The organism is Hymenobacter sediminis (assembly GCF_003231285.1).
In the GTDB taxonomy this organism is placed as follows: domain Bacteria; phylum Bacteroidota; class Bacteroidia; order Cytophagales; family Hymenobacteraceae; genus Hymenobacter; species Hymenobacter sediminis.
The window spans coordinates 1279838-1303066 of the sequence record NZ_QKNS01000001.1 but is presented as its reverse complement, the minus strand read 5'-3'; the positions used below and the strand labels follow the sequence as shown (position 1 = coordinate 1303066).

Here is a 23229-nt window from a genome sequence, read left to right as displayed (position 1 = left end):
AAAGCAGCTTAGAGAGTTACGTTGAGCGTTGCTCCGTAGAATTTGGTCGGAGGAGTGTTCAGGTTGGAATTGATACCAATAGCATTAGGGTTATTGGTAGAAGTGCTAAATTCCGGATCAGTGTAAATATTTTCCTTCGGCACCCAAGTGAAAATATTACGACCAAATACGTTCACTGACGCCCCTTTTACTAGTCCAATCTTTGACACAATAGAGGTTGGCAAAGCGTAAGCTAAAGACACTTCACGAATTTTAAAGAATTTACCAGAAGTGACGTAGTTCTCAGCTACTGTCCGGTTCCAAGTAGAATTCTGGGCCCAGAATTCTGCGCCACCTGGAGTCAGACCTGATGTATTCCGCACATAAGTAACATTACCGCTTGCGTCCGTCTGAGGAATAGCAGAGTTAGGGTAAACAAAATTCTGCCGATCGTACATCACACTACGAGCGCCACTACCAGTAAAGTCAAGATCCTCTCCTATTGAATTATACACTACATAGCCTGTACGAAGTTCCCCCTGCCCAGCCAAAGTGATTCCTTTGAATGTAAATGAGGTGTTAAAGCCATATCTGTATTTAGGCTGAGTGTTGCCAAATGTTTTCAGATCGCCCGCTTTGACAGGATAATAGTACTGTGTTGGGTCACCTGTTGGGTCGTAAGTATTACGCGTTGGAGCCATTACGACAAGGTTATCCGGAGTACGTTCGTAATATGAGCCCCGTAAAATTGGAAAAGGCTGCCCCACAATCGCATATACTTGGGCGTTACCCCCAGTTGACAATGCTAATTGAGTTAGTCCTCCAGGTAGTGCAACAACCTTGTTAGCATTGTAGTTGAAGTTACCACCTACTGTCCATGTCAGACCGTTGTCCAAACGAATTGGTGTAAGATTTAAGTCAATCTCAACGCCACGGTTCTCTACCTCACCTGTGTTGATCAAGTTTGTAGAATAACCGGATGCACGAGATACTTGAGTGGGAATTGTCTGATCCTTACTGTTTTGCTTGTAGTAAGTTATGGCCCCTGCTACCCGACGCTTTAAAAAGCTCAGCTCGATACCAGTTTCATACGAAATTGTAGTTTCCGGACCTAAAGCAGGATTCACTAATCCGTTGCCGGCCGTATAAGACGCAGTTGCACCAAAAGGATAGCCTGTTCCCAAGTTAAATACTGGTTCCAAAGCATAGGCACCAAATGATTGATACACCCCAACCGTGCTATTGAAAGCTCCAGAGGTAGTACCCCCCAAGTTAATCTGGCTTACTTTAGTGATACCACCACGAACCTTACCGTAGTCTAGAAATGATACATCTTTAAGGGCTGGAATAGCGTTACTAAAAATGAATGAAGCATCAACAGCCGGATAGAAGAAACTACGATTTTCTGAACTTAAATTAGATACATTATCGTAGCGTCCCGAACCGTGTAGGTATACAAAATCCTTATAACCTATAGTAGCATCAGCGTAAAATGCATATGATCGAACCCGAGCAGTAGCATCTTCGCCAGTTAGGCTACCAACGCGGTTTGATAAGTTATACAAACCTGGCGCAGACAACCCTGTAGAAGCAACATTACTATAATTCGAGCTGAACTGCTGTACGTTGTTACCAAGAATAGCCTGTAATGTGATGTCACCGAATGTCTTATCTAGGCTTAGAAAGGCATCTGAGTTAATACGATTCTGATTGCTTGCAATTTCCCGCACAAAGCCACCTGGCTGATAGGTTTTGTAAGTATTATCAGTTGTGTAAGTGCTTAGCAGAAGCTTATTCTGGAACTGCTGGCTGGATTGATCAATATTTGTGATACCGATGCGATATTGCGCACGCAGCCAGTCAAAGATTTTATAAGATAGATCAATACTACCAATCAGAGTATTACGCCGGTCATTTGTACGATTATTGTCGAGGATATAGTAAGGGTTGTGGTAGAAGTTATTATAGTAGCCATCAGGGGTTGCATACGGATTGTTGCGCCAGTCTTTATATGATGTAAGAGGCACCTGTACCCCCGTATTGAACCAATTCCAGTATACTGTCTCGTCACGAGTCAAGTTTGATGTAGCATCAACGCGTTGTAGAGTATAGGAAATGTTCGAACCAACTGACAAACGGCCTATTTCTCGTGAAGCATTAAACCGAAAAGTATTTCGATCAAACTTGTCCTTAGGCACAATACCGCTATTGCGCACATTCTGATAAGAAGCATAGAACTTCGTTTTTTCGTCACCACCTGAGAAGGTTGCCGAGTTCTGCATCTGGTAACCTGTATCCCAGAAGTCACGCTTCTCATCAGGCCGTGCGCTATAAGGCAATAGCTGTACACTTCCATCTGACAGTACATTACCCAGCGGCCTTAGTACACCATCGAAACGAGGGCCAAACTGCTGATTTTCGAAGCTATTGTACTGATAGTCTTCATTGATATCAACTTCGTTATTTGGCGCAAATACTGGACGCGTTTGGTTCCAAGAGTTTGCTCCCACACCAAATCCGGTCTGGAATTTGGGAAGAAAGGACACTGACTCAAACTGTGAAGTATGCGAGAAAGTAACTTGCTGAGTAGTGCTTCCTTTTTTAGTTGTAATAATCAAAGCCCCGTTTGAAGCCTGCGATCCATACAATGCTGCAGCATTTGCACCTTTCAGTACCGAAATGTTAGCAACATCGTCTGGGTTCAAAGCCAATAAGGCGTCATTAGTCGATATGTTTCCGTCTATTACGACTAATGCTTCGTTATTACCTAGCAGTGAGCGGTTTCCACGCAAAGTAACACGCACTTGCGGACTAACACCAGCACCAATTGTCTGGATCTGCAAGCCTGAAACTTTACCAGCTAAGCCATTAGTTACGTTAGTCACTCGAGCTTGATTGACCTCTTTCGTGTCAAGCGTAGCTGTAGCATACCCAACTTGCCGCTCTTGGCGTTGAATACCTAGAGCACCTGTTACAACTACTTCGCCAAGTTGCTTAGCATCAGTAGCAAGAGCAACATTGATAGCAGAAGCATTCCCGATAGCACGTTCTATAGCTGAGTAGCCAATAGAGCTAAATACCAGTGTAGTTGCAGAGGCAGGAGCACTAATGGTATAGGTGCCGTCGGCATTAGTCGATACGCCATTAGTAGTTCCTTTTACGAGTACGGTTACCCCCGGTAGACCCTGGCCATTAGCGGCATCAGTTACACGCCCCGAAATTTCGCGGTTCTGTGCGGCAGCCTGCTGCAACAGGATGGGGCCAGCTAGAAGCGCGGAAAGCATTGTTTTGCGCATGTGAGTGAAAATGTTAGAATGAACTTATATTCCGTAAAGAAACGAATACTTTTCTTGTTAACATTACAATTATACAGTGTATATGCTAAAAACTTTCCACTATGAGTTAGATTACGCACCTGCTGTTAGGTGACAATCATAGAAGGCCGATCAAAGATATATCACAAGAGTACAGACATTTATATAACAAAATCAACAATAAATTGACACTACAACTTATAATCTTCTTGGATAAATACAATAAATTGCTTTTTTAATTAAAAACATTTGTGGGATATTCTTTTAGCTAAATCACGTGGACCTATAAAGCTTGCATTTATAATGTACAATTATTTAATATAGACTATTGTCAATATATAAATAACTGGTGAATTATAAAAATTACAAATATCTACGCCCCCAAATACAAACTTTGCATACTGATGCTTACAAGTTTTTATATTATACAAAACCTAAGCATAATGCTATATCTGTATAAGATCAATAATAAAGACAAATCGGCTATTTTTATTTAATATATGAAGTAAAATTATGCTCAATTTATAAAATTGAAAAAAATGTAAATTTTAACAATTTTTTGATAAATTATAACACTATACCACGTTTATATAAATATTCAGCTGCTTTAATACCTTATGTTTGGGCATTTTGCTTTGCATAAAATGCTTACCATCATACATTTACTTATAGACAAAAGCTAAAATCAACCTAATTTAGATCTAACTAAACAAAAAAGTTACTGTAACATCATAGTTCTTTTATTAACTTCGCAATTATAATAAGCATACACACCTCGCTTTTTCAACACTTTCGCTTTTCTATGAAAAGATTACTACCTATAGCATTGCCGTTGCTTGCCATTGCAGCAACTGACGCAGTTGCTCAAACCCGGAGTATATCTGGCCGGGTAACAGATCGAACCACGGGTGAGGGACTTCCGGGTGTAACAGTACTTCTAAAAGGAACTACTAATGGTATTTCTACAAATTCGGACGGCACTTTTACCCTAACCGTACCAAGTACGGATGGCACTTTAGTATTTAGCTCTATAGGATTTATAACTGTAGAACGCCCAATAGGGACAGATCCTCAAATTAATGTAGGATTGGCCAGTGACTCCAAACAGCTTAGTGAGGTAGTTGTTACAGCACTAGGTATTGAGAGGGACACACGCACCCTAGGTTATGCTACTCAGGAAATTAAAGCTGACCAAATTGCTCAAAAGTCTGAGCCTAACGTCCTGAGCGCGCTACAAGGTAAAGTTTCTGGTGTAAATATCACCACCGCCAGCGGTCTACCAGGCGCATCATCCAATATTAATATTCGTGGCATCACGTCCTTTTCAGGTAGCAACCAACCTCTATTTGTAGTGGATGGTATTCCAATCAGTAACAACTTGGAAACTGCAGCAGCTGGCGCAGTGGGTTCCTACGGTTCACTGGGAGCTCCTCAGACTGCGAACCGAGCATTGGATATTGATCCAGAAACAGTCGAGAGTATTAACATCCTTAAAGGCCCAGCAGCAGCGGCTCTTTATGGCAGCCGTGCTTCTTCTGGTGCCATTATTATCACCACTAAAGGCGGACGTGGAGCAGCTAATAAGAAATTAGAAGTAACTGCTACTTCTGGTTTAACTTTCCAGAATGTATACGGCACAGCCGAACTACAGAACGATTATGGCCAAGGCACTGGTTTTCGTAACCTACGTACTACAGGCAACGATAACAGTGGTTCTGCTAGCTCTTGGGGCCCACGCTTTGGCACTACACCTACTATTTTCAATGGTCTATTAGATGCGAATGGAAATCCATTACCATACCAGTTGTACAAAGATAATATTAAAGATTTTTATCGTACAGGGCGCATTCTGACTAATGGCATCAACATTCAAGGAGGCAATCCAGATCAGAATGTATCGCTTAACATCAACAACACAGACCAAAAGGGTATAACAGAAACTTCTTATTTGAAGCGCACCAATGTTCAGTTAGCGGGCAATGTCAAGCTCATTAACAAATTAAAGGCTGGTGGCTCGGTTAACTTTATCCAAACAAACCAGCAAGGACCGCTCCAGGGTAACTCTGGATCAGTATTTGGCGCATTAGCTAACGTTCCTCGTAGCTATGACCTCCAAAATAACCCTTATGTAACAGCAGATGGCAGGAATATTTTTATTGCTGGTGCTGGCGATAACCCCTACTTTAACCTAAACCAAAACCCATTTACTTCTAACCTGACGCGTTTCATTAACGTAGCTAATGTTAGCTATGACGTGGCTCCTTGGCTTAATGTTGCCTATCGCGCAGGTCTTGATACCTATACCGATCGTCGTAAATCCGTGTTCTCTATCAGTGCTCAACGCGTACCGCTTGGTGCTGTTCAAGATCAATCTATCTACCGTAGCGAGATTAACGGAGACCTTCTTATTAATCTAAAGAAGGATAACCTCTTCTTTGAAGGCTTCAATGCCAACTTGTTACTTGGACAGAATATAAACCAGCGTCGTTATCAAAGCGTAGTAGCCCGTTCCGAGAACCTTATCTTCAACGGGTTTCCAAATTCAGCTGTTGGCAACGTGTTTTCTAATGGCACTGGTGAGTTTAGCTCGGTTCGCCGCCTGTTAGGTTACTATGGACAATTATCCCTTGGCTATAATAACTATTTGTTCTTGGAGTTGACAGGTAGAGCTGACCAATCCTCTACCTTACCTACAGCAAATAATACATATTTCTATCCATCTGCTACAGCTAGCTTTGTATTCTCAGATGCGTTCAAAATAGCTTCCGACATCTTTTCTTACGGCAAAATTCGTGCTAACGTAGCAAAAGTGGGTCGCGATGCAGACCCTTATAACCTTCAGACTAATTATAGTGTAGCCTCTTATGGAAATAACGTGGCAGCGGCGAACTTCCCCTTCACCGTTATCCCTAATGGTGGCAGTGCTTCAGTAATCTATCCAGGTTTTGCCCTAAGCAACGTAGCCGGTGGTGGCACGACGCTAGAGCCAGAATTTACAAAGTCATTTGAAGTAGGAACTAACTTAGGTTTTATAAATAATCGGGTTTCGTTAGATCTGACTTATTTTAAGACCATTAGTGAAAACCAAATTTCCTCAGTAGCGACTCCTGGGGCAACTGGCTATGTAGCTCGTGTAACAAATGTAGGCCGTATGGATAACCAAGGGATAGAGGGCTTGCTGAATATTACCCCAGTAAGAACAAATAGCTTCCGTTGGGACATCAGCGCTAACTACACCCGTATTCGAAACAAGGTTGTATCTATTGCTCCAGGGGTAACGCAGTCAGTAATATCTGGGGTCGACTACTTCGGAGGTATAGAGCCGTCAATTAAAGAAGGTGAACCCTATGGCGTAATAATTGGCTCTAAGAAGACTCGAGTAACCGACGAATCTAGTCCTTATTTTGGGCAATACGTCATCAATGGCACTACAGGCCTTTTTGCAACTGAGACAGCCAATCAAATTATTGCTGATCCTAATCCCAAATGGCAGGGAGGCCTGAGCAACACATTCAGCTTCAAGGGTCTATCGCTCTCTGTTTTAGTTGATACTAAGCAGGGGGGTGATGTATTCTCATTTACTAATTACTTCTTAAAGGCCCGTGGCGCCTTGAAAGAAACTGCAGAAATTGATCGTAGCTTGCCACGTATTATCCCAGGTGTTATTGAAAACGGTGATGGCACTTACCGTCCAAATAACATCCAGATTGCTGCTCAAAACTACTGGGGTTCTTTTGGCTCGGCAAATGAATTGAACGTTTACGATGCAACTGTGTATCGCCTACGTGAAATGACATTGAGCTATGCATTGCCTAAAACGTTGCTCGAAAAAACACCTTTTGGTCAGGCAAGTATCTCGCTCACAGGACGTAACTTGTTCTACTACGCTCCAAACGCTAATTTTGACCCAGAAGTGAACACCCAAGGCGCTGGTAATGTTCGTGGACTCGAGCTCCAAGGTGCCCCTAACACCCGGAACTATGGTGTTAACATTCGCTTCACTCTCTAATGGCATTTCTGCTTCATAAATAAATGAAACAACACCGTTATATAACGCTCACATTAGCCGCTAGTTTTGCTTTTGCTAGTGCTAGCTGTAGTAAGGACGAGTTCCTAGATGTGAACAACGACCCAAATAGCCCTTCAACTGTTTCGGCAGGCGTAAGCTTAACAAACATTGAGGTAGCCACAGGTTTTAATATGGGCAATGATGTTAATAGAGCTACATCTGTTCTCATCCAACACAATGCTGCCCTTGGGAATCAGGTTCGTGACTTCGATGTCTACAACTTGCGTGCTGTTGACTTAGGTGACACTTGGAACCGTTTCTATAGTGCTATCTTCAATGGAGAGCAAATGATCCAGACCGCCAATAGTACGAGTAGCCCGGCTTATGTAGGCGTTGGAAAGATCCTTAAGGCCTATAATTATTCAGTGCTCACTGATATGTTCGGTGATGTCCCTTATTCACAGGGGGCACAGGGCTTAAATAATTTGGCTCCGCGTTTCGATAAGCAGGAGGATATTTACAAAGGCAATGCTGGTCAAAATATTCAAAGCTTATTCGACTTAGTTCGAGAAGGTTTAGCAGACATCGATAAAGCTTCTGCTTTGAAGCCAACTGCTGCAGATGACCCGATCTACCAAGGTGATATGGCGAAATGGAAGAAATTTGGCAATACACTGTTGCTCAAATTTGCTAATACAATTAGCCGAAAGGATCCTGCATTAGCTAAAACGGTTATCGAAGAAGTATTAGCAAAAGGCGCTGCTAATTATATTAGCAGCAATGCTGATGACTTTCAAGTTCCTTTTGGAAGCACCTCCGGGAACCAGAACCCAATCTATTCTTTCAATTTTATAGGCCGCGTAGACGATCAACTGTTGAGCCAGCGTTTACTAGATAGCATGGTAGTGCGAAATGATCCGCGTTTGCCATTCTTCTATACCCCTACGCCTGCGAGAACAGCTACTGTCAACACAAGTGGCACGACTACTTCGTTACCGCTTCCAACGGGATCTGGCTTCTATACTTTCACTGGATTCCAAAATGGATCGACAAATGCTACTCCTGTGCTAGCTAATCGATCTAAGCCTGGTCCTTACCAAGTTGGCCCAAATGGTAATGCTCCTATTCGCTTAGTAACTAATTTCCAGAGAGCATTTATCTTAGCTGAAGCAGCAGTGAATGGTGTAACAAAAGCAGGCGATGCTCAAGAGCTTTATACAGAAGCTATAACTGCTTCTATGACTAAAGCGGGACTTACTCCGGCTCAAATCACTTCTTACTTAGATGCAAACCCGAAAGTGGCATTACTATCTGGTAGCAACGAACATAAGATAAATCAGATTATCACACAGAAGTGGATTGCGTGGGTAGGCAACGGCTTTGAAGCCTATAACGATTACCGTCGTACAGGCTTCCCACGCCTCGAATTGGTGCAAAATGCTATCGGAGACGACCCAACGAAAATCCCTGCTCGTTTTCCATACCCTACTTCTGAAATTAGCTCTAACCCGAATAACGCAGGTAACCCGCGTACCAACGAGCGTGTGTGGTGGGATGTCGACTAATAGTTGATATATACACTCAACTCAAACCTGACTTTTTTTATGAATAAGAACATTCTGAAAGGGTTTACCTTGTTGGCATTGACCTTTGGTATACTCTCCTGCGAAAAAGAATTTGATGACAACTCCTTGGCTCCAACTGAAGACCGTATTGCAAACATTCCGGTTACAGTTACAAATGCTGAGTTTTTCGAATTGTATCCAATAAAGACAACTTCGGTTGCTGCGGGCGGGAAGTTTTCTATCAATTTTCAAATTCCTGCCGATAAGGGCAAAATCAAAGAAATTTCGCGGGTTACGACTGGCACATCAATTGGCTTACCTAATGTGCAGGCTGGTAGCATCTCAACAGCTTATAACACAACAGGCTCAGGCACAACTTTAACAGTAAGTCCTATTGCTGGCAATGGAACAAATGAAATTGTGTTCTCCTCGGACTTAGCAACCTATACAGCTTACCGTAACAGGATAGGTACTAATGCTGGCCCTTCCGGACCAGCAACAACAACAGGAGGTCCTGTTACTGCACCGGTCCCTAGTACCACACAATCACCTACAGAGATTACATATTACTTCCTTCTTACTTTAGAAGATAATACTACGGTTATTCCAATGCCTGTGCGAGTCCGAGTTGTACAGTAAGCAAAAAAGCCCTGATTTAATCAGGGCTTTTTTTTGCCTTATCAAATAACTATCCTCTGAATTTTATTACAAGAGATATCATAAATCTGTAATTCGCAATACTACAGACCTATTTTCATATGACGTTTCACGTAGCCAGCTTACAATTTTATCTACTATGTCTACTGGGTTTGCTAACTTCCCTTTCTGATAGAAACTGGCAAACTTGGCAGCTTCGCTGAAGCTGTACTCATCAGCGGTGCGGATGTGCTCCTGCATGGCGGTGTCGAGGATGCCGGGGGAAAGGCTGCGGATACGGATACCGCTGCCGCGTAGGTCCTGCTCTTTTTGGGCGGTGCGGGACAGTGCATCAAGAGCCGCTTTGGATGCGGAGTACGCGCCCCAGCCATCTACTGCCCGTTGGGCAGCGCCGCTGCTGATATTGAGGATAGTACGCGGTATAGACAAGCCACTGTAAGCGCTGAGAAAGGTGTTCATTAACATGGCGGGAGCCACGATATTTACATCAAATACAAACTCGAAGTGCTCGTTCTGGTGCTCTCCTAAGTAACCGATTTCGCCGAGCACGGCGGCGTTGTTGATGAGGGTGATGCTCTGGGCATCGGGCCATTGGGGGAATACTTTGTGCAGGTTGTTTTGCACGGCCAGCATATCGGAAAGGTCGAGGGGTTGGTGGGAATACCGCTCGTGCTCGATGGTAGCGTGGCGCGAAACGCCAATGACCTTTGTATCGGGAAGGCTCAGTACGCTTTCCGCCAAGGCTTTGCCCAATCCGCGGCTGGCTCCGGTGATGATGTAATAGTGCATAGGGATGGTTGAGGGAGATGAGAGACCGATAAAAAGTACGGTCTAAAACGAAAAAGAGGCTACCGGGGCAGCCTCTTTTTCGTTTTCTGATTAGCAGATCATCACTCTCCTACCCCTTCCTCAAAGAATATACTGGCTAAGGTCGCGGTTGCGGACCATGTCGCGGAGACGGTCTTCTACCATGTCGCGGTTGACCAGAATCTGGGCATTCGGACCAATCTTATCCGGTACATCGAACAGGATATCATTGAGCAGGCGACTCATAACTGTGTGCAGGCGCCGAGCCCCGATGTTTTCTACCTCGCTGTTTACTTCAAACGCAATTTCAGCCAACCGCTCCAGAGCTGAATCTTCGAACGACAGGGCTACCCCCTCGGCCTGCAGCAAGGCCTCGTACTGCTTGGTGAGGGCATTTTTCGGGTCTTTCAGGATGCGGAAGAAGTCGTCCTTACTCAGGCTCTGCAGCTCCACCCGAATGGGAAAACGGCCTTGCAGCTCCGGAATTAGGTCAGAAGGCTTAGCAACGTGAAAGGCGCCGGCCGCAATAAACAGAATATGGTCGGTGTGGATAATGCCATACTTGGTGCTGACGGCTGAGCCTTCCACGATGGGTAGCAGGTCGCGCTGCACGCCTTCCCGGCTTACATCGGGGCCACCGCCCCCCTTGCCGCTACGACTAGCCACTTTGTCGATTTCGTCAATGAAGATGATGCCCGCATTTTCAGCGTGCCGAATGGCTTCATCCTTTACCTCATCCATATCGATGAGTTTGGCCGCTTCCTCATCGAGCAGAATCTTGCGGGCCTCGGCTACCGTTACCTTGCGCTTGCGAGTTTTTTTGGGGAGCATGGAGCCGAGCATGTCCTGGATGCCGGCCATGCTGGCCTCATCCATACCAGCTGGACCACCGATTACGCCGATGCCCGGGCTGCTGTTCTGCTGGACCCGAATTTCAATTTTGCGCTCGTCCATTTCTCCGTTCCGGATTTTCTCCCGAAACCGCTCCCGGGTGCGCTCATTCAGCTCATGATCTGAATCGGGCATCTCGTTAGCGGCCGTGGTTGGGAAGCCCAGGGCAGGTTTGGGGGTAGCAACCGAGGTAGTAACCGGCGGAATTAGGATGTCGAGGATAACATCCTCCACGGCCTGGGCCGCCTGCACCTTTACTTCTTCCTTACGGCGCTGCTTTACCATGTTCACCGACTGCTCCACTAGGTCGCGCACCATACTCTCCACGTCGCGGCCTACGTAGCCTACCTCGGTAAACTTGGAAGCTTCCACTTTGGTGAATGGGGCCCCCGAAATGCTAGCCAGGCGGCGGGCAATTTCAGTTTTGCCGACGCCGGTGGAGCCAATCATCAGAATATTATTGGGCACGATTTCGCGCTGCATCTCGCCGGGAGCATGCAGGCGGCGCCACCGGTTGCGCAAGGCAATGGCCACATGGCGCTTGGCCTCGTGCTGGCCAATGATGTACTTATCGAGTTCAGCCACAATTTGGGCTGGGGTGAGAAACTCAGCAGAGTCAAGCATAAGAATCAGGGTAAACAAGCCAGATAACGAAGCGGTGTGACTTCTGAAGTCCGGCGGAAGGAAGAACAGGTAGTTGCAGCAAAAGCAGGAAGCCTGCCAGATTAGCTACGAGCCAAGGGGTAGGAAAAGAGAGTAGTTACTGTGATTTTTTAAACAAGGAATCAAGGTTGCGGGCAATAGTGAAGTAGTTGGCCCCGCCGGAAGCATGGTAACCGGCGTGGGTATAATCAAGCTGAAACTGACTGACGCGCAGCATCACCCCAAAGGAAAAGCCCGCACCACCCGAAGTATTTTCCAGACGCAGTTCCCGGCGCTGCAGGTGGTTGTAGCCTACGCGCAGGTTGAGATTTTTGCTGAGCAACAGCTCTCCGCCTACCACAAAGTGCCGGGCAATCTTGTCACCTAAGCTTTTCTTGGGCTTGATTTCCTCGCCGTTCTCGTCTAGTTGGCCCCGCTGGTTGGGGTCGAGGTACACGATGTCAAGCTGCTGCAGGTGGTGGGCGGTGAAGGAAAAGCGCAGCGGTAGGTGTTCGGGCTTAAACGAAGTGCCTAGCTCCACATCCAGCGGCATCGGCTCCCGGTCGGCGCCATCGTAGGGCTTCAGCTGAATACCGGCATTGCGCACTACCAGGCCTACGGTAAAGTCCTGCTCTGGGTGTTTGAACAATCCGCCTACATCGGCCAGTGCTGCAAACGAGTGGTTGCCAGCAATACCCGAGCCGGCCAGTTTGAGGGTGCCGCCTATGGTAAAGGCCCCGCTAGTGTAGGAATCGGCGATGCTCAGGGCGTACTCGTTCACCGAAAACTGCCCCAAGGAGTTACCAGCCGCATCAAACTGCTCGAAGTTGCCATAGCTCAGGTACGTAAGACCTACCCCAAAGCGGCCCGCCTTCTCGGTATTAAACACGTACACGGCCGTGCTTTGCTTGATATCGGCCAGGTAGTCGACGTAGCCCAGGGCCAGCCGGCCATCCATATCGGCATTCAGCAGGGCCGGGTTGCCGTAGAGCATGGTGCCGTCGGCGTCGCGGGAGGATACATTCACGCCGCCCAGCCCGGCCAGCTTGGCACTGGTAGGCAGGTTGAGAAAAGAAAATGCCCGCTGCCCGCCAATCTGGGCTGTAGCCGGGGTAAGGCCGCCGAGGCCCAGCGCCAAGAAAGGAAGCAAGAAAAGGCTGTGGCGTAGAGGTCGAATCATCGGGGGAAAGATAAAGCAGGTTGCCCGATAAGGCGCCTACTTCCGCCGCTTTATTGCGTACCCAGTCGGAGACTTTCCTACCCCATTTAAGTTCATCAAAGAGGTAGGAAAGTCTCTGACAGCTTTAGCTAACCTCCACACTTGGGGAAGCTGGCACCGGTGCCTCGTCGCGCACCACCAGCTTCATGGGGTGAGCAACCTTTTCTTCCAGCAGCGCTACCCGTAACACATCATCCACGCGGTCGGCGTAGTGGATGGTCAGGTCCTTGAGGTAGTCGGCCGAAATTTCGTCGATGTCCTTTTTATTCTTGGGGCATAGAATAATGTCGCGGACGCCGGCCCGCTTGGCCGCCAGAATCTTTTCCTTGATTCCGCCCACCGGCAACACCTTCCCACGGAGCGTGATTTCGCCCGTCATGGCTAGGTGGCTCCGTATTTTGCGCTGGGTAAAGACCGAGGCAATGCTGGTAAAGATGGCAATGCCCGCGCTGGGCCCGTCCTTGGGCACGGCTCCTTCGGGGAAGTGAATGTGCAGGTCGTACTGGTCGAAGAGACGGTAGTCGATATCCAGCTCCTCGGCCCGGCTGCGCAGGTAGCTTAGGGCTGTCACAGCCGATTCCTTCATCACGTCGCCCAACTGGCCCGACAAGGTGAGTTTGCCCCTACCCCGGCTCAGCAGGCTCTCAATAAAGAGAATGTCGCCGCCCACGCTCGTCCAGGCCAGGCCTGTTACTACCCCGGCGGTTTCGTTATCCTGGTACTGGTCCCGGTCGAAAATGGCGGCCCCAAGGATGCGGTTGATGTCCTTAGGTTCCAGAGTCGAAGGGAAGGTTTCGTTCATGGCTTTGCTCTTGGCCACGTTGCGCACCACCGCGCCCAGCTTGCGCTCCAGACTGCGCACTCCACTCTCGCGGGTGTAGTCATCAATCACGCGCTGCAGGGCCGAGGTGCTAATGCCCGCATCCTTCGGGCCGAGGCCGTGTTCCTGCAGCAGCTTGGGCCAGAGGTGCTTTTTGGCAATCTGGGTTTTCTCCTCCAGCGTGTAGCCCGTCAGGTCAATGATTTCCATCCGGTCGCGCAGGGCCGGCTGGATGGTTTCCAGGGAGTTAGCCGTGGCAATGAAAAGCACCCGCGACAAATCGTATTCTACCTCCAGGTAGTTGTCGGTGAAGGTGGAATTTTGCTCGGGGTCCAGCACTTCCAGCAGCGCCGACGATGGGTCACCGCGGAAGTCAGAAGCAAGTTTATCAATTTCGTCGAGCACGATAACCGGATTAGAAGCGCCGGCTTTCTTGATCTGGGAGATGATGCGGCCGGGCATGGCCCCTACGTAGGTTTTGCGGTGCCCCCGAATTTCGGCCTCGTCGCGCACGCCGCCCAGGCTCATACGCACGTACTGCCGGCCCAGCGCCTTGGCGATGGAGCGGCCCAGCGAAGTTTTTCCTACCCCCGGAGGGCCGTAAAGGCACAGAATCGGAGCTTTCAAATCCTGCTTCAGCTTGAGCACTGCCAGGTACTCAATAATCCGCGCCTTCACCTTTTCCATGCCGTAGTGGTCCTGGTCGAGGATTTTCTGAGTCCGCTTCAGGTTGAAGTTGTCCTTGGTGTATTCGCCCCAGGGCAAGTCCAGTAGAAACTCCACGTAATTCAGGCTTACCGGGTACTCGGCAGCCTGGGGGTTGATGCGGGTGAGTTTGTCCAGCTCCTTGGTAAAGTGCTTGGCTACAGCCTCGGGCCACTTTTTGTCTTTGGCACGCTGGCGCAGCTTTTCTACTTCCTGATCGGGCCCATCGAAGCCCAGCTCATCCTGCAGCACTTTAATCTGCTGGCGCAGGAAATAGTCGCGCTGCTGCTGGTCAATGTCGGTGTGAACCTTAGTGTGGATTTCGCGCTTAATTTCCAGCAGCTGAATTTCCTTCAGCATAAGCTCTAGCAGCTGAGTGCCGCGCTCCACACCGTCGTTTATTTCCAGCAGCTGCTGCTTGATGCCTACCTCCACATTGATGTTGGAAGAAAGGAAGTGAGTCAGAAAGGAGGGCGACTCAATATTATCCAGAGCCACCTGAGCTTCTTGCGGAATTTCGGGATTCAGCTTCAGCATTTTGGCCGCCGCTTCCTTTAGCGACGACACCAAGGCCTTTACCTCCTTGGATTGCTTGTTGGGGAAGGCCTCGGGCGAGTAGCTTACCCGTGCCGTGAGGTAGGGCGTGGTCTGAACCTCGGCCTCAATGCGGAAGCGCGACTGGCCTTGGATGATGATAGTAGTATTGCCATCGGGCAGCACCAGCAGCTTCAGGATTTTGGCCATGGTGCCCACCTGATACAGATCCTGCAGGGTAGGATCGTCGCTCTGCCCGTTTTTCTGGGCCACTACCCCCACAATCTTGTTGCCGCGGTAGGCCTTGCGCACCAGCCGGATGCTTTTCTTGCGGGTAACCGTTACGGGCAGCACTACCCCCGGAAACAGCACCGTATTGCGTACGGGCAGCAGCGGCAGCACATCCGGCGATTCATCGGCGCTGAGCGTCTGATCGGGGTCGGCAGCCACAATGGATACCATTTCTTCAGAATCTTCAGCCATCAGCAGCAAGGAGGAAAGTGGTGACTTGGGTGAATTATATTGACTCATGCAGGGAGAGACAGGAAAGCAAAGCTGCGTGCCAGAATGACAGAAGCACGGTATAGCCTTGAACTTAAACGTAGGGAGTTATTCGAAGGTACGGATTCGGCAAGCGCCGTGCCACCAACCGGGCCGGCCACATCGGCAGAGCTCTACGGTAAGCTGCCGGTAGCCCAACGCTAGAAGCTAACGGATAGAGTATGTATACCTGCATCCAAAAATTCCTATTTTTGATGCTTGCCGGCTCCCACCGCTTCTGTGCTCTATCATTGCTATGCTTCGCTTTTTCCGTTTAGTGCTTTCTGGACCGTTGCTGCTGCTGGCATTGGTATTACCTGCTGTGGTAGAGGCGCAGCAAAAAAACAACTTACCCAACGCGCAACGGAAGCTAAGCGCCAAAGTTATCCGGAGTGCCCGGGCCCGCACCGATGCTACCCCCGATTTCCCGAACATTAATCGGTTGGCTTACTTCGAGGACAAGAAGGCACTACGGGAAATTCAGCGGGCCGAGAAACGCAAAAACTGGACGGCCGCCCGCAATCTGCTGGACGTGTACGTGAGCCGGTTTGGCATTGAGAACTTCTACAAGGATACCGGCTTGCTCTGGCGCCTGGGCCAGCTCTGGGAAAAAGCTGGCAACGAAGCCCGCGCCAAGGCCTATTACCGCCTCGCCCTCAAGCACCGCCGCCAAGATCTGAAGAAGGTGCAGCTCTACTACGACTCGCTGGAGCAAAAAACGGCTGACCTGTACGTACCCCTCAAAACGTACTACGACATTGTGGAGTACCGGAAAAACATTGCTGCTTTCCGGCCGCCCAAAGGCGTATACACCAGCATGGGCGACGCCATTAACTCCAAAGTGGAGGACTACGGCCCTACCCTCAACGCCGACGCGGACCAGCTTATCTTCTCCTCTAAACGCAAGATGCGCGGCATTCATGGGGTAGTAGATGAGGACCTGTACACCTCCCGGCGCGAAAACGGACTCTGGACGGAGGCCGAGCCTCTGCCCAAGCCCATCAACTCGTCGTACAATGAGGGTTCGGCTTGCATCAGTAAGGACGGCAAAACGCTATTCTTCGCCCGTTGCGAGTGCCCTACCTGCCACGGAAACTGCGACCTGTACGTTTCTACCTTCAAGGATGGGCAGTGGACTGCGCCCAAAACCCTCGGCAGCAACGTCAACTCCACGGCCTGGGACTCGCAGCCTACCCTCTCCCCCGGCGAGGATACGCTGTACTTCGCTTCTGACCGCCTGGGTGGCTTTGGCCTCTCGGATATCTGGTACACGGTAAAGCAGAAGAACGGCCAGTGGGGCAAGGCTCAGAATATGGGGCCGGTGGTGAATACCCGTGAGAGTGAGGTGAGCCCCTTCTACCACCCGCTCTACCACGTGCTCTATTTCAGCTCCCGCGGGCAGCTGCTCAACTTCGGCGACTTCGATATTTATAAGACGTACCGGGTACGTGGCCGCTGGCAGGAGCCGATCAACATTGGGCCGCTCGTGAACGGTAGGGGCTCAGAATATTACTTCACAATCGATTCTGAGTCGAAGAGCCTGTACTATGCCCGCTCTGAGGAAAAGGAAATGAAGAACCTCGACCTCTTCTCGTTCCCGCTGCCCATGGAGGCCCAGCCCTTGGCGACTACTCACGTAGAGGGTTCTCTTATTGACTCGGTAAGCCGCAAGCCGCTTAATGGCATCGTCAGCATCATCGATACGGATAACGGTATTGAGGTAGCCAGCAAGTATCTGCGCGACGACGGCTCTTTCGACTTCGACCTGATTGAAGGCTCGCACTACGTGATGCTGATTCAGAGTCCCGACTTTTTCAGCGTGGAAAAGAAGTTCGCGCTGCAGGGCGACACGGTGATGAAGCTGATGACCAACTCCATCGACTACAAGCTGCCGCTGATTTTCAAGAACATCGAGTTTGACCAAGACAAGGCCAACATCCGGGCCAGCATGCACCCTATTCTGGACCGGATTGCGGTATTCCTGGTAGATCACCCCACGTTCCGGCTCAGCATCTCGGGCCACACCGACAGCAAAGGCGACCCGGACTTTAACATGACTCTCTCGCAGGACCGGGCCGAAGCCATCCGCCGCTATATTGAGCAAAAGGGCAAACTCAAGCCCAACCGAATTGAGAGTATGGGCTACGGCAGCACCCAGCCCCTCAAGGCCGAAGACACCGAAGAAGACGCCCGCACCAACCGCCGCGTAGAGTTCCGCCTCATTAAGCCGGAAAACGAGCCTAAAGACGCCGGCAGTAGCGGAGGCTGGTAAGGCTTGTCAGGGCCAAATAGGCCAACGATGCTATGCTGCCTGATAGATTCGCTACCTCCTAATACGCGCCAAACCCTTACCTCCAAGCTGGATGTAAGGGTTTGGCGCCTTAGATGGTTTGCCAGTTATAAAAGGGGCAGGAAACTTTATCGGGCCACTAACTCATGGCAGACAGCGCCTACCATTTCAGTTGCTGTTGCTCCTCGCCGTCACGGAAAAGCAGGCTTTGCTTCTGGCCCTTGGCTTCCAGGTTGACGATGTTCATTTGATCAGGAAACAGATCCAGCAGCAGCTTATGACGCAGGCTCACGCTGGTAGCCGCGGCGGGTAGCGGCGCGGTGAAATACACCCAGTACGAGTCCTTTTCTTTCTGCAGCCCCACCAAGGTAAATGGCAATGCCTGCCCCGGCCGGGAACTGAACTGCACCGAGCGGCGCAATAGGTCCATCAGTAGTGGATCTAGCTGGGCCCGCGAGAGTTGGTCGGTACGCACGGGGGTAGGCTTCCCAACGGACAGGCTCTGCTCCAGGTCGTCAATAAAGATTTTCAGGGCCATTTCCAGCCGCTGCTTGCCGGGGTTAAAGCGCACTTCCATAATGCTGGCGTGGTAGGCGTGCGCCCAGGCTACTACATGAGCCACCAGCAGTAATACCGCTACCAGCCCGAAGCGCCGTAAGAAGGAAGAAGAAAACATGGGCAAAAGGTGTGAAACACAACCAGATGGTTGCAGGTACCAGGTCTATCATAAAAGCCGTGCCACCTCGCGGCAGCACGGCTTCTGAAAGTCAATAAGTCGAAGCTTACTTTCCGAATGACTTGAGCAGGGGGTTAATGATAAGCACGAATGCCATCAGTCCCAGAATCAGGATCATGCCCACTTTCTGCGCGTTTTCCAGAAACTTATCGGAGGGCTTACGGCCGGCAATCATTTCGTAAAGCAGGAAAATGACGTGACCACCATCGAGGGCCGGAATGGGCAGCAGGTTCATGAAAGCCAGCACCATGGACAGCATCCCCGTCAGGGTCCAGAAGCGGAACCAGTCCCATTTGCCACCGTACTGCTGGGCAATTTCAATGGGGCCCCCAATAGACTTGCGGAAGGAAGCCTCGCCGCGGAAGATCTTGGCGAAGGCCTTCACTTGCGTAGTTACTACCCCAAAGGCCTGCTTGGTACCCACCGGCACCGCCTCCGCCAGCCCATATTGGCGAGTAGCGTACTTCAGCAACGACTTCGGCAGAAAACCGATTTTGCCATCCTCATCCACATTTACGGTAAGCGTCAGGGGCTGGCCGCCGCGCTCTACTTGCAGCGGAGTGGCTTTCCCGGCATTATCCTTTAGGGCTTTTTGCAGCTCCGGGAAGAACTGGATGGGCTGGTTGCCTACCTTCAGAATCCGGTCGTTAGGTTGCAAACCAGCTTTAGCGGCGGGGCTGCTTCCTACCACCTGATCCACTACGAAGGGGTCGAGGGGCAGTACGAAAGCCGACTGGCCTTCATCGGCCAAACGGTCCATGAAATTATTTGGAACGTCGATGTCGAGCAGTTGCCCGCCCCGGTCAACAGTGTAATAAGCATTGTTGCCCAGCACTACTTCGGGGCTGTACACATCGTTAAATTCTGTGAAGGGCTGGCCGTTGATCTTCACAATCTTATCCCCATTCCGGAAGCCAATTTCCTTACCCAGCTCGTTGGGTACTACCCCATAGCGCGCCTCAGTAGCCGGCAAGTAGCTTTCACCATACTTAAAGGTGATAAGCGAGAAAATGATGATGCCGGTGATGACGTTCATGATGATGCCGCCCAGCATTACAATCAGGCGCTGCCAGGCTGGTTTGGCCCGAAACTCGTTGGGCTGGGGCTCGGCAGACAGGCTGTCGGCGTCCTGGGTTTCGTCGATCATGCCGTGGATGGCTACGTAGCCGCCCAGCGGAAACCAGCCCAGGCCGTACTCCGTTTCGCCCACTTTTTTCTTGAACAGAGCGAAATTCAGAACGCCCGGCAACGGAAACAGGAAGTCGAAAAAGATATAAAACTTATCGACCCGGATTTTAAAGTATTTGGCGGCTGCGAAGTGTCCGAACTCGTGCAAACCAACCAGAATGGAAAGGCCCAGCAGCATCTGCCCGGCCATGATAAGTCCTTCCAAAGGGGGTAGGGTATTTTAGGTGATTAGGTAAGTGGCAGGCCGCTGCCTAACATAACAGCAGGATACAAGCCTAGGAACAGAACACAAACAACGCACCGAACCCGAGAGTAGTGCCATTCCGGCCAGGGTGTCAGGCCCGGGCCCCGATCAGCTCTTGGGCAACTCGGCGCGTTTCGAGGTCGGTTTGTATGTAGTCCTCCAGGCTAGGAGCGGCAAGGTACGAAACCCGCGCGAGGCTAGTTTCTACTACCTCCGACATTTCCAGAAACCCGATTTCGTCGCGCAGGAAGGCGGCCACGGCTACTTCGTTGGCAGCGTTCAGCACACAGGGCGCATTGCCGGCCCGCCGCATTGCCTCGAACGCCAAGGCTAGGTTGCGGAAGGTACTGGTATCGGGCTGCTCGAAGGTAAGCTGGGGGTAGTCGAGGAAGCGGAAGCGCGGGAACTGACTGGGCAGACGCTGCGGGTAACCGAGGGCGTACTGAATTGGCAGCTTCATATCGGGCAGGCCCAGCTGAGCCTTCAAAGAACCATCCTCAAACTGCACCAAAGAGTGGATAATGCTCTGCGGGTGCACAATCACTTCAATCTGGTCGTCGCGCAGCCCAAACAGCCACTTGGCTTCAATTACCTCCAGCCCTTTGTTCATCAGGGAGGCCGAATCGATGGTGATTTTGGCACCCATGTCCCAGTTGGGGTGCTTGAGAGCCTGGGCCTTGGTGACAAGGGCCAGCTGCTCGCGGGTGCGGCCCCGGAACGGTCCGCCGGAAGCCGTCAGGACAATCTTTTCAATCGGGTTCTGCTCCTCCCCTACCAGGCACTGAAAAATGGCCGAGTGCTCGGAATCGACGGGATAAAGCCCTACCCCGTGTTTTTTCACCAACTCGGTAATCAGCTGGCCAGCTACTACCAGGGTTTCTTTGTTGGCCAGGGCAATGGTTTTGCCGGCCCGAATGGCGCGCACCGTGGGCAGCAGCCCGGCGTAGCCCACCATGGCCGTGAGCACTACATCGGTATCCTCGCGGCCGGCCACGTCGGCCAGGGCGGCCGCGCCGGTTAGCACTTCGGTTTCGGGCTGGCCGGCCAGGGCCGCTTTCACAGCTGGGTACTTGGCTTCGTCGCCGATAACCACGGCGGCTGGCTTAAACTCGCGGGCCTGCTGAATCAGCAAATCAGCATTTGACTGCGCCGACAGGGCTGTAACCGTAAACTGGCCGGGCTGGGCGCGCATTACATCAAGGGCCTGGGTCCCGATAGAACCAGTGGAGCCGAGCAGGGTAACGCGCTTGGGGGTAGGAAAGGACATACACAAAAGTAGCGCGAAGCTGGACTTGCACGCGCATCCTATTTCACTAGGCTATACTTTCTATACGTACCGGCTTGCCGTTGAACGTTGCCTGCTCCCCCGCCCGCTTGCCCGCCAACGCTACCGCCACGGGCGCCGCCGCCGATACGGCAAAGTAGTCTTGCCCCTCCACGGTAAGCTTACCGGCGCTGATGCTGATGTAAAACTGGCCCATGCTGGTAGAGACCAAGGCGCCAGGCCGCACTGTATCGCAGGGCAGTTCGGGGTTGATGCGCTGCACTTCGCCCTGTAGCTGCAGGGCCTGCTGGAGCTGCACGGCGTTCCGGTCCCGCTCGTTCTGGGCCATGGCCCTGCCGGTTTCGTACTTGTCGCCGGCGCTGCTTTTGGTTTCGGAGTTAGCCGATTCCTGGGCCGCCTGAATGGCTGCCTGGCAGGCTTCGATGCGCTCCTGCACGTAGGCCAAGCATAAGATGTGGAGGTGAGGTTTAAGAGTATTAGTCATTACCGGTCTTTTTCACTCTGTCCATACACCTTCATTTCTAACTCTTTAATTCGAGAAGTATTTTCGTTTGTCTTTATTAGATTATTAATATAAGTAGCAACACTTATAAAGGATGCTACAGCTATACCTAATATTTGCGCCCACCTTAAAAGATTTGCCTTCCCTTTTTCTTTACCATCTTCTAAGAGCTTTCTACTTAAAAAAGCTTTTGCCCCTTCAGGTGAACAAACAACTATAAATGGGGTCTTCTCTCTTTGTATATGAACCAGACCATTCATATTTAGTAAATAAGCAGCTTGTAACACATCTTCTGGTAGTATCCTCGTTTCACTTGCTATTTGATCAATGTTTGGAAATTGATTAACGCTAGGAGCATTGTAAGAAGCGCCTAGAACTAAATGCTGGTTTTTATAAATTTTAGGCAGTATCATTCCTTATATTTTTTCCTGTTCTAGTGCCTCTACTGCATCACCATGTTCACTACCACTGGAAAGTGGTCAGAGGGATAAAGGCCGCGCATAGAATCAGTGAGTACGGCGTAGTCGAGCACGCTAAATTGCTTGCTCACGAAGATGTAGTCGATCCGGTCAGTCAGGGGGGCGTCGAGCTTGAACCCAGTGAAGGTACCCACGGGACCATAAGCGGGCTGCTTGGTAGCGCGGAAAGAATCCGCAAGCAGGGTTTGCATGGCCTGAATCTGCTCTGTATCGGGGATAGAGTTGAAGTCGCCGACGCAGATAACGGGCGCATCTTTCGCAATTTCCTTGATCTTCTGCACCATCAGCAGGCCCGATTGCCGACGGGCTTCTACCCCTTCGTGGTCGAAATGGACGCTGAAGAAATAGAACTCCTTTTTCGTGCTGAGGTCCTTGAACTTGGCCCAGGTGCAGATGCGGTTGCAGCACTTGGCATCCCACCCTTTGGAAGGAACGTTGGGGGTCTGGCTCAGCCAGAAGTCACCGGTTTGCAGAAGCTGAAGGCGGCTTTTCTTATAGAAGATGGCGGAATGCTCGCCCGCTTCTTTTCCATCGTCGCGGCCGTGGCCCACAAAAGCATATTCGGGTAGTTCCGCTACATCCGTCAGTTGGCCGCGGAAGCCTTCCTGGGTGCCAAACACATCAAAGTTGTGGTAGCGCACCAGGCTTTTCACCATCTCCTTACGGTTAGGCCAGGCATTGATTCCGTCGCTGGCTACGTTCAGGCGCAAGTTGTAGGTAGCCACGCGTAGCGGCAGCCCAGCTTGTCGTGCAACGATTGGGTGGCTCCACAGCAGAGCATGTAACAGAACGAGAAAAAGTAGACGCATAGAATGGAAAGGAG

Annotated in this window: 15 protein-coding genes; 4 read left to right on the top strand and 11 right to left on the bottom strand. The window is 50.3% G+C overall.

Annotated features, from left to right (window positions below; all coding sequences use genetic code 11):
- Positions 1-8 precede the first annotated feature (8 nt).
- Positions 9-3275 (bottom strand): SusC/RagA family TonB-linked outer membrane protein, encoded by a 3267-nt coding sequence (locus DNI29_RS05695; RefSeq protein ID WP_110977068.1) that lies wholly within the window; start codon positions 3273-3275, stop codon positions 9-11.
- A gap of 820 nt (positions 3276-4095) precedes the next feature.
- On the opposite strand from DNI29_RS05695, the gene DNI29_RS05690 reads away from it, so the two are divergent.
- Genes DNI29_RS05690 through DNI29_RS24055 form a run of 3 tightly spaced genes read left to right on the top strand, consistent with a single transcriptional unit; the run spans position 4096 to position 9506 of the window.
- Positions 4096-7302: a SusC/RagA family TonB-linked outer membrane protein gene (locus DNI29_RS05690; protein WP_110977067.1), complete on the top strand. Its 3207-nt coding sequence runs from the start codon at positions 4096-4098 to the stop codon at positions 7300-7302.
- Between the two features lie 23 nt (positions 7303-7325).
- Positions 7326-8867, top strand: coding sequence for a SusD/RagB family nutrient-binding outer membrane lipoprotein (locus DNI29_RS05685; RefSeq protein WP_110977066.1), 1542 nt, complete (start codon positions 7326-7328; stop codon positions 8865-8867).
- A 39-nt stretch (positions 8868-8906) separates the two neighbouring features.
- The gene (locus tag DNI29_RS24055) at positions 8907-9506 is read left to right on the top strand and encodes a hypothetical protein (RefSeq protein WP_123823085.1); all 600 of its coding nucleotides are present in this window, start codon (positions 8907-8909) and stop codon (positions 9504-9506) included.
- 78 nt (positions 9507-9584) lie between these two features.
- On the opposite strand, the gene DNI29_RS05680 is transcribed toward DNI29_RS24055, so the two are convergent.
- From DNI29_RS05680 to lon, 4 genes are all read right to left on the bottom strand, one after another.
- Positions 9585-10313, bottom strand: coding sequence for an SDR family NAD(P)-dependent oxidoreductase (locus DNI29_RS05680; protein ID WP_110977065.1), 729 nt, complete (start codon positions 10311-10313; stop codon positions 9585-9587).
- Positions 10314-10433: 120 nt separating this feature from the next.
- Positions 10434-11846 (bottom strand): ATP-dependent protease ATPase subunit HslU, encoded by a 1413-nt coding sequence (gene hslU, locus DNI29_RS05675; protein ID WP_110977064.1) that lies wholly within the window; start codon positions 11844-11846, stop codon positions 10434-10436.
- Positions 11847-11982: 136 nt separating this feature from the next.
- Complete coding sequence (gene porQ / locus DNI29_RS05670; protein WP_123823084.1) at positions 11983-13044, bottom strand: type IX secretion system protein PorQ; 1062 nt, start codon at positions 13042-13044, stop codon at positions 11983-11985.
- 124 nt (positions 13045-13168) lie between these two features.
- Positions 13169-15625 (bottom strand): endopeptidase La, encoded by a 2457-nt coding sequence (gene lon / locus DNI29_RS05665; protein ID WP_110977305.1) that lies wholly within the window; start codon positions 15623-15625, stop codon positions 13169-13171.
- Positions 15626-15938: 313 nt separating this feature from the next.
- Between lon and DNI29_RS05660 the strand changes: the two genes are divergently transcribed.
- Positions 15939-17954 (top strand): OmpA family protein, encoded by a 2016-nt coding sequence (locus DNI29_RS05660; RefSeq protein WP_110977063.1) that lies wholly within the window; start codon positions 15939-15941, stop codon positions 17952-17954.
- A gap of 178 nt (positions 17955-18132) precedes the next feature.
- Here DNI29_RS05660 and DNI29_RS05655 read toward each other — a convergent pair whose 3' ends face one another.
- From DNI29_RS05655 to DNI29_RS05630, 6 genes are all read right to left on the bottom strand, one after another.
- Positions 18133-18648 (bottom strand): DUF6702 family protein, encoded by a 516-nt coding sequence (locus DNI29_RS05655; RefSeq protein WP_110977062.1) that lies wholly within the window; start codon positions 18646-18648, stop codon positions 18133-18135.
- Between the two features lie 106 nt (positions 18649-18754).
- Positions 18755-20101: an RIP metalloprotease RseP gene (gene rseP / locus DNI29_RS05650; RefSeq protein WP_110977061.1), complete on the bottom strand. Its 1347-nt coding sequence runs from the start codon at positions 20099-20101 to the stop codon at positions 18755-18757.
- 130 nt (positions 20102-20231) lie between these two features.
- Positions 20232-21407: a 1-deoxy-D-xylulose-5-phosphate reductoisomerase gene (locus DNI29_RS05645; RefSeq protein WP_110977060.1), complete on the bottom strand. Its 1176-nt coding sequence runs from the start codon at positions 21405-21407 to the stop codon at positions 20232-20234.
- 46 nt (positions 21408-21453) lie between these two features.
- The gene (locus DNI29_RS05640) at positions 21454-21861 is read right to left on the bottom strand and encodes a 3-oxoacyl-ACP synthase (protein ID WP_317048744.1); all 408 of its coding nucleotides are present in this window, start codon (positions 21859-21861) and stop codon (positions 21454-21456) included.
- Positions 21862-21908: 47 nt separating this feature from the next.
- Entirely contained in the window at positions 21909-22340 is a 432-nt protein-coding gene (locus tag DNI29_RS24050) for a hypothetical protein (protein ID WP_123823083.1), read from the bottom strand.
- Positions 22341-22369: 29 nt separating this feature from the next.
- Positions 22370-23215: an endonuclease/exonuclease/phosphatase family protein gene (locus DNI29_RS05630; RefSeq protein ID WP_110977057.1), complete on the bottom strand. Its 846-nt coding sequence runs from the start codon at positions 23213-23215 to the stop codon at positions 22370-22372.
- Positions 23216-23229: the final 14 nt, after the last annotated feature.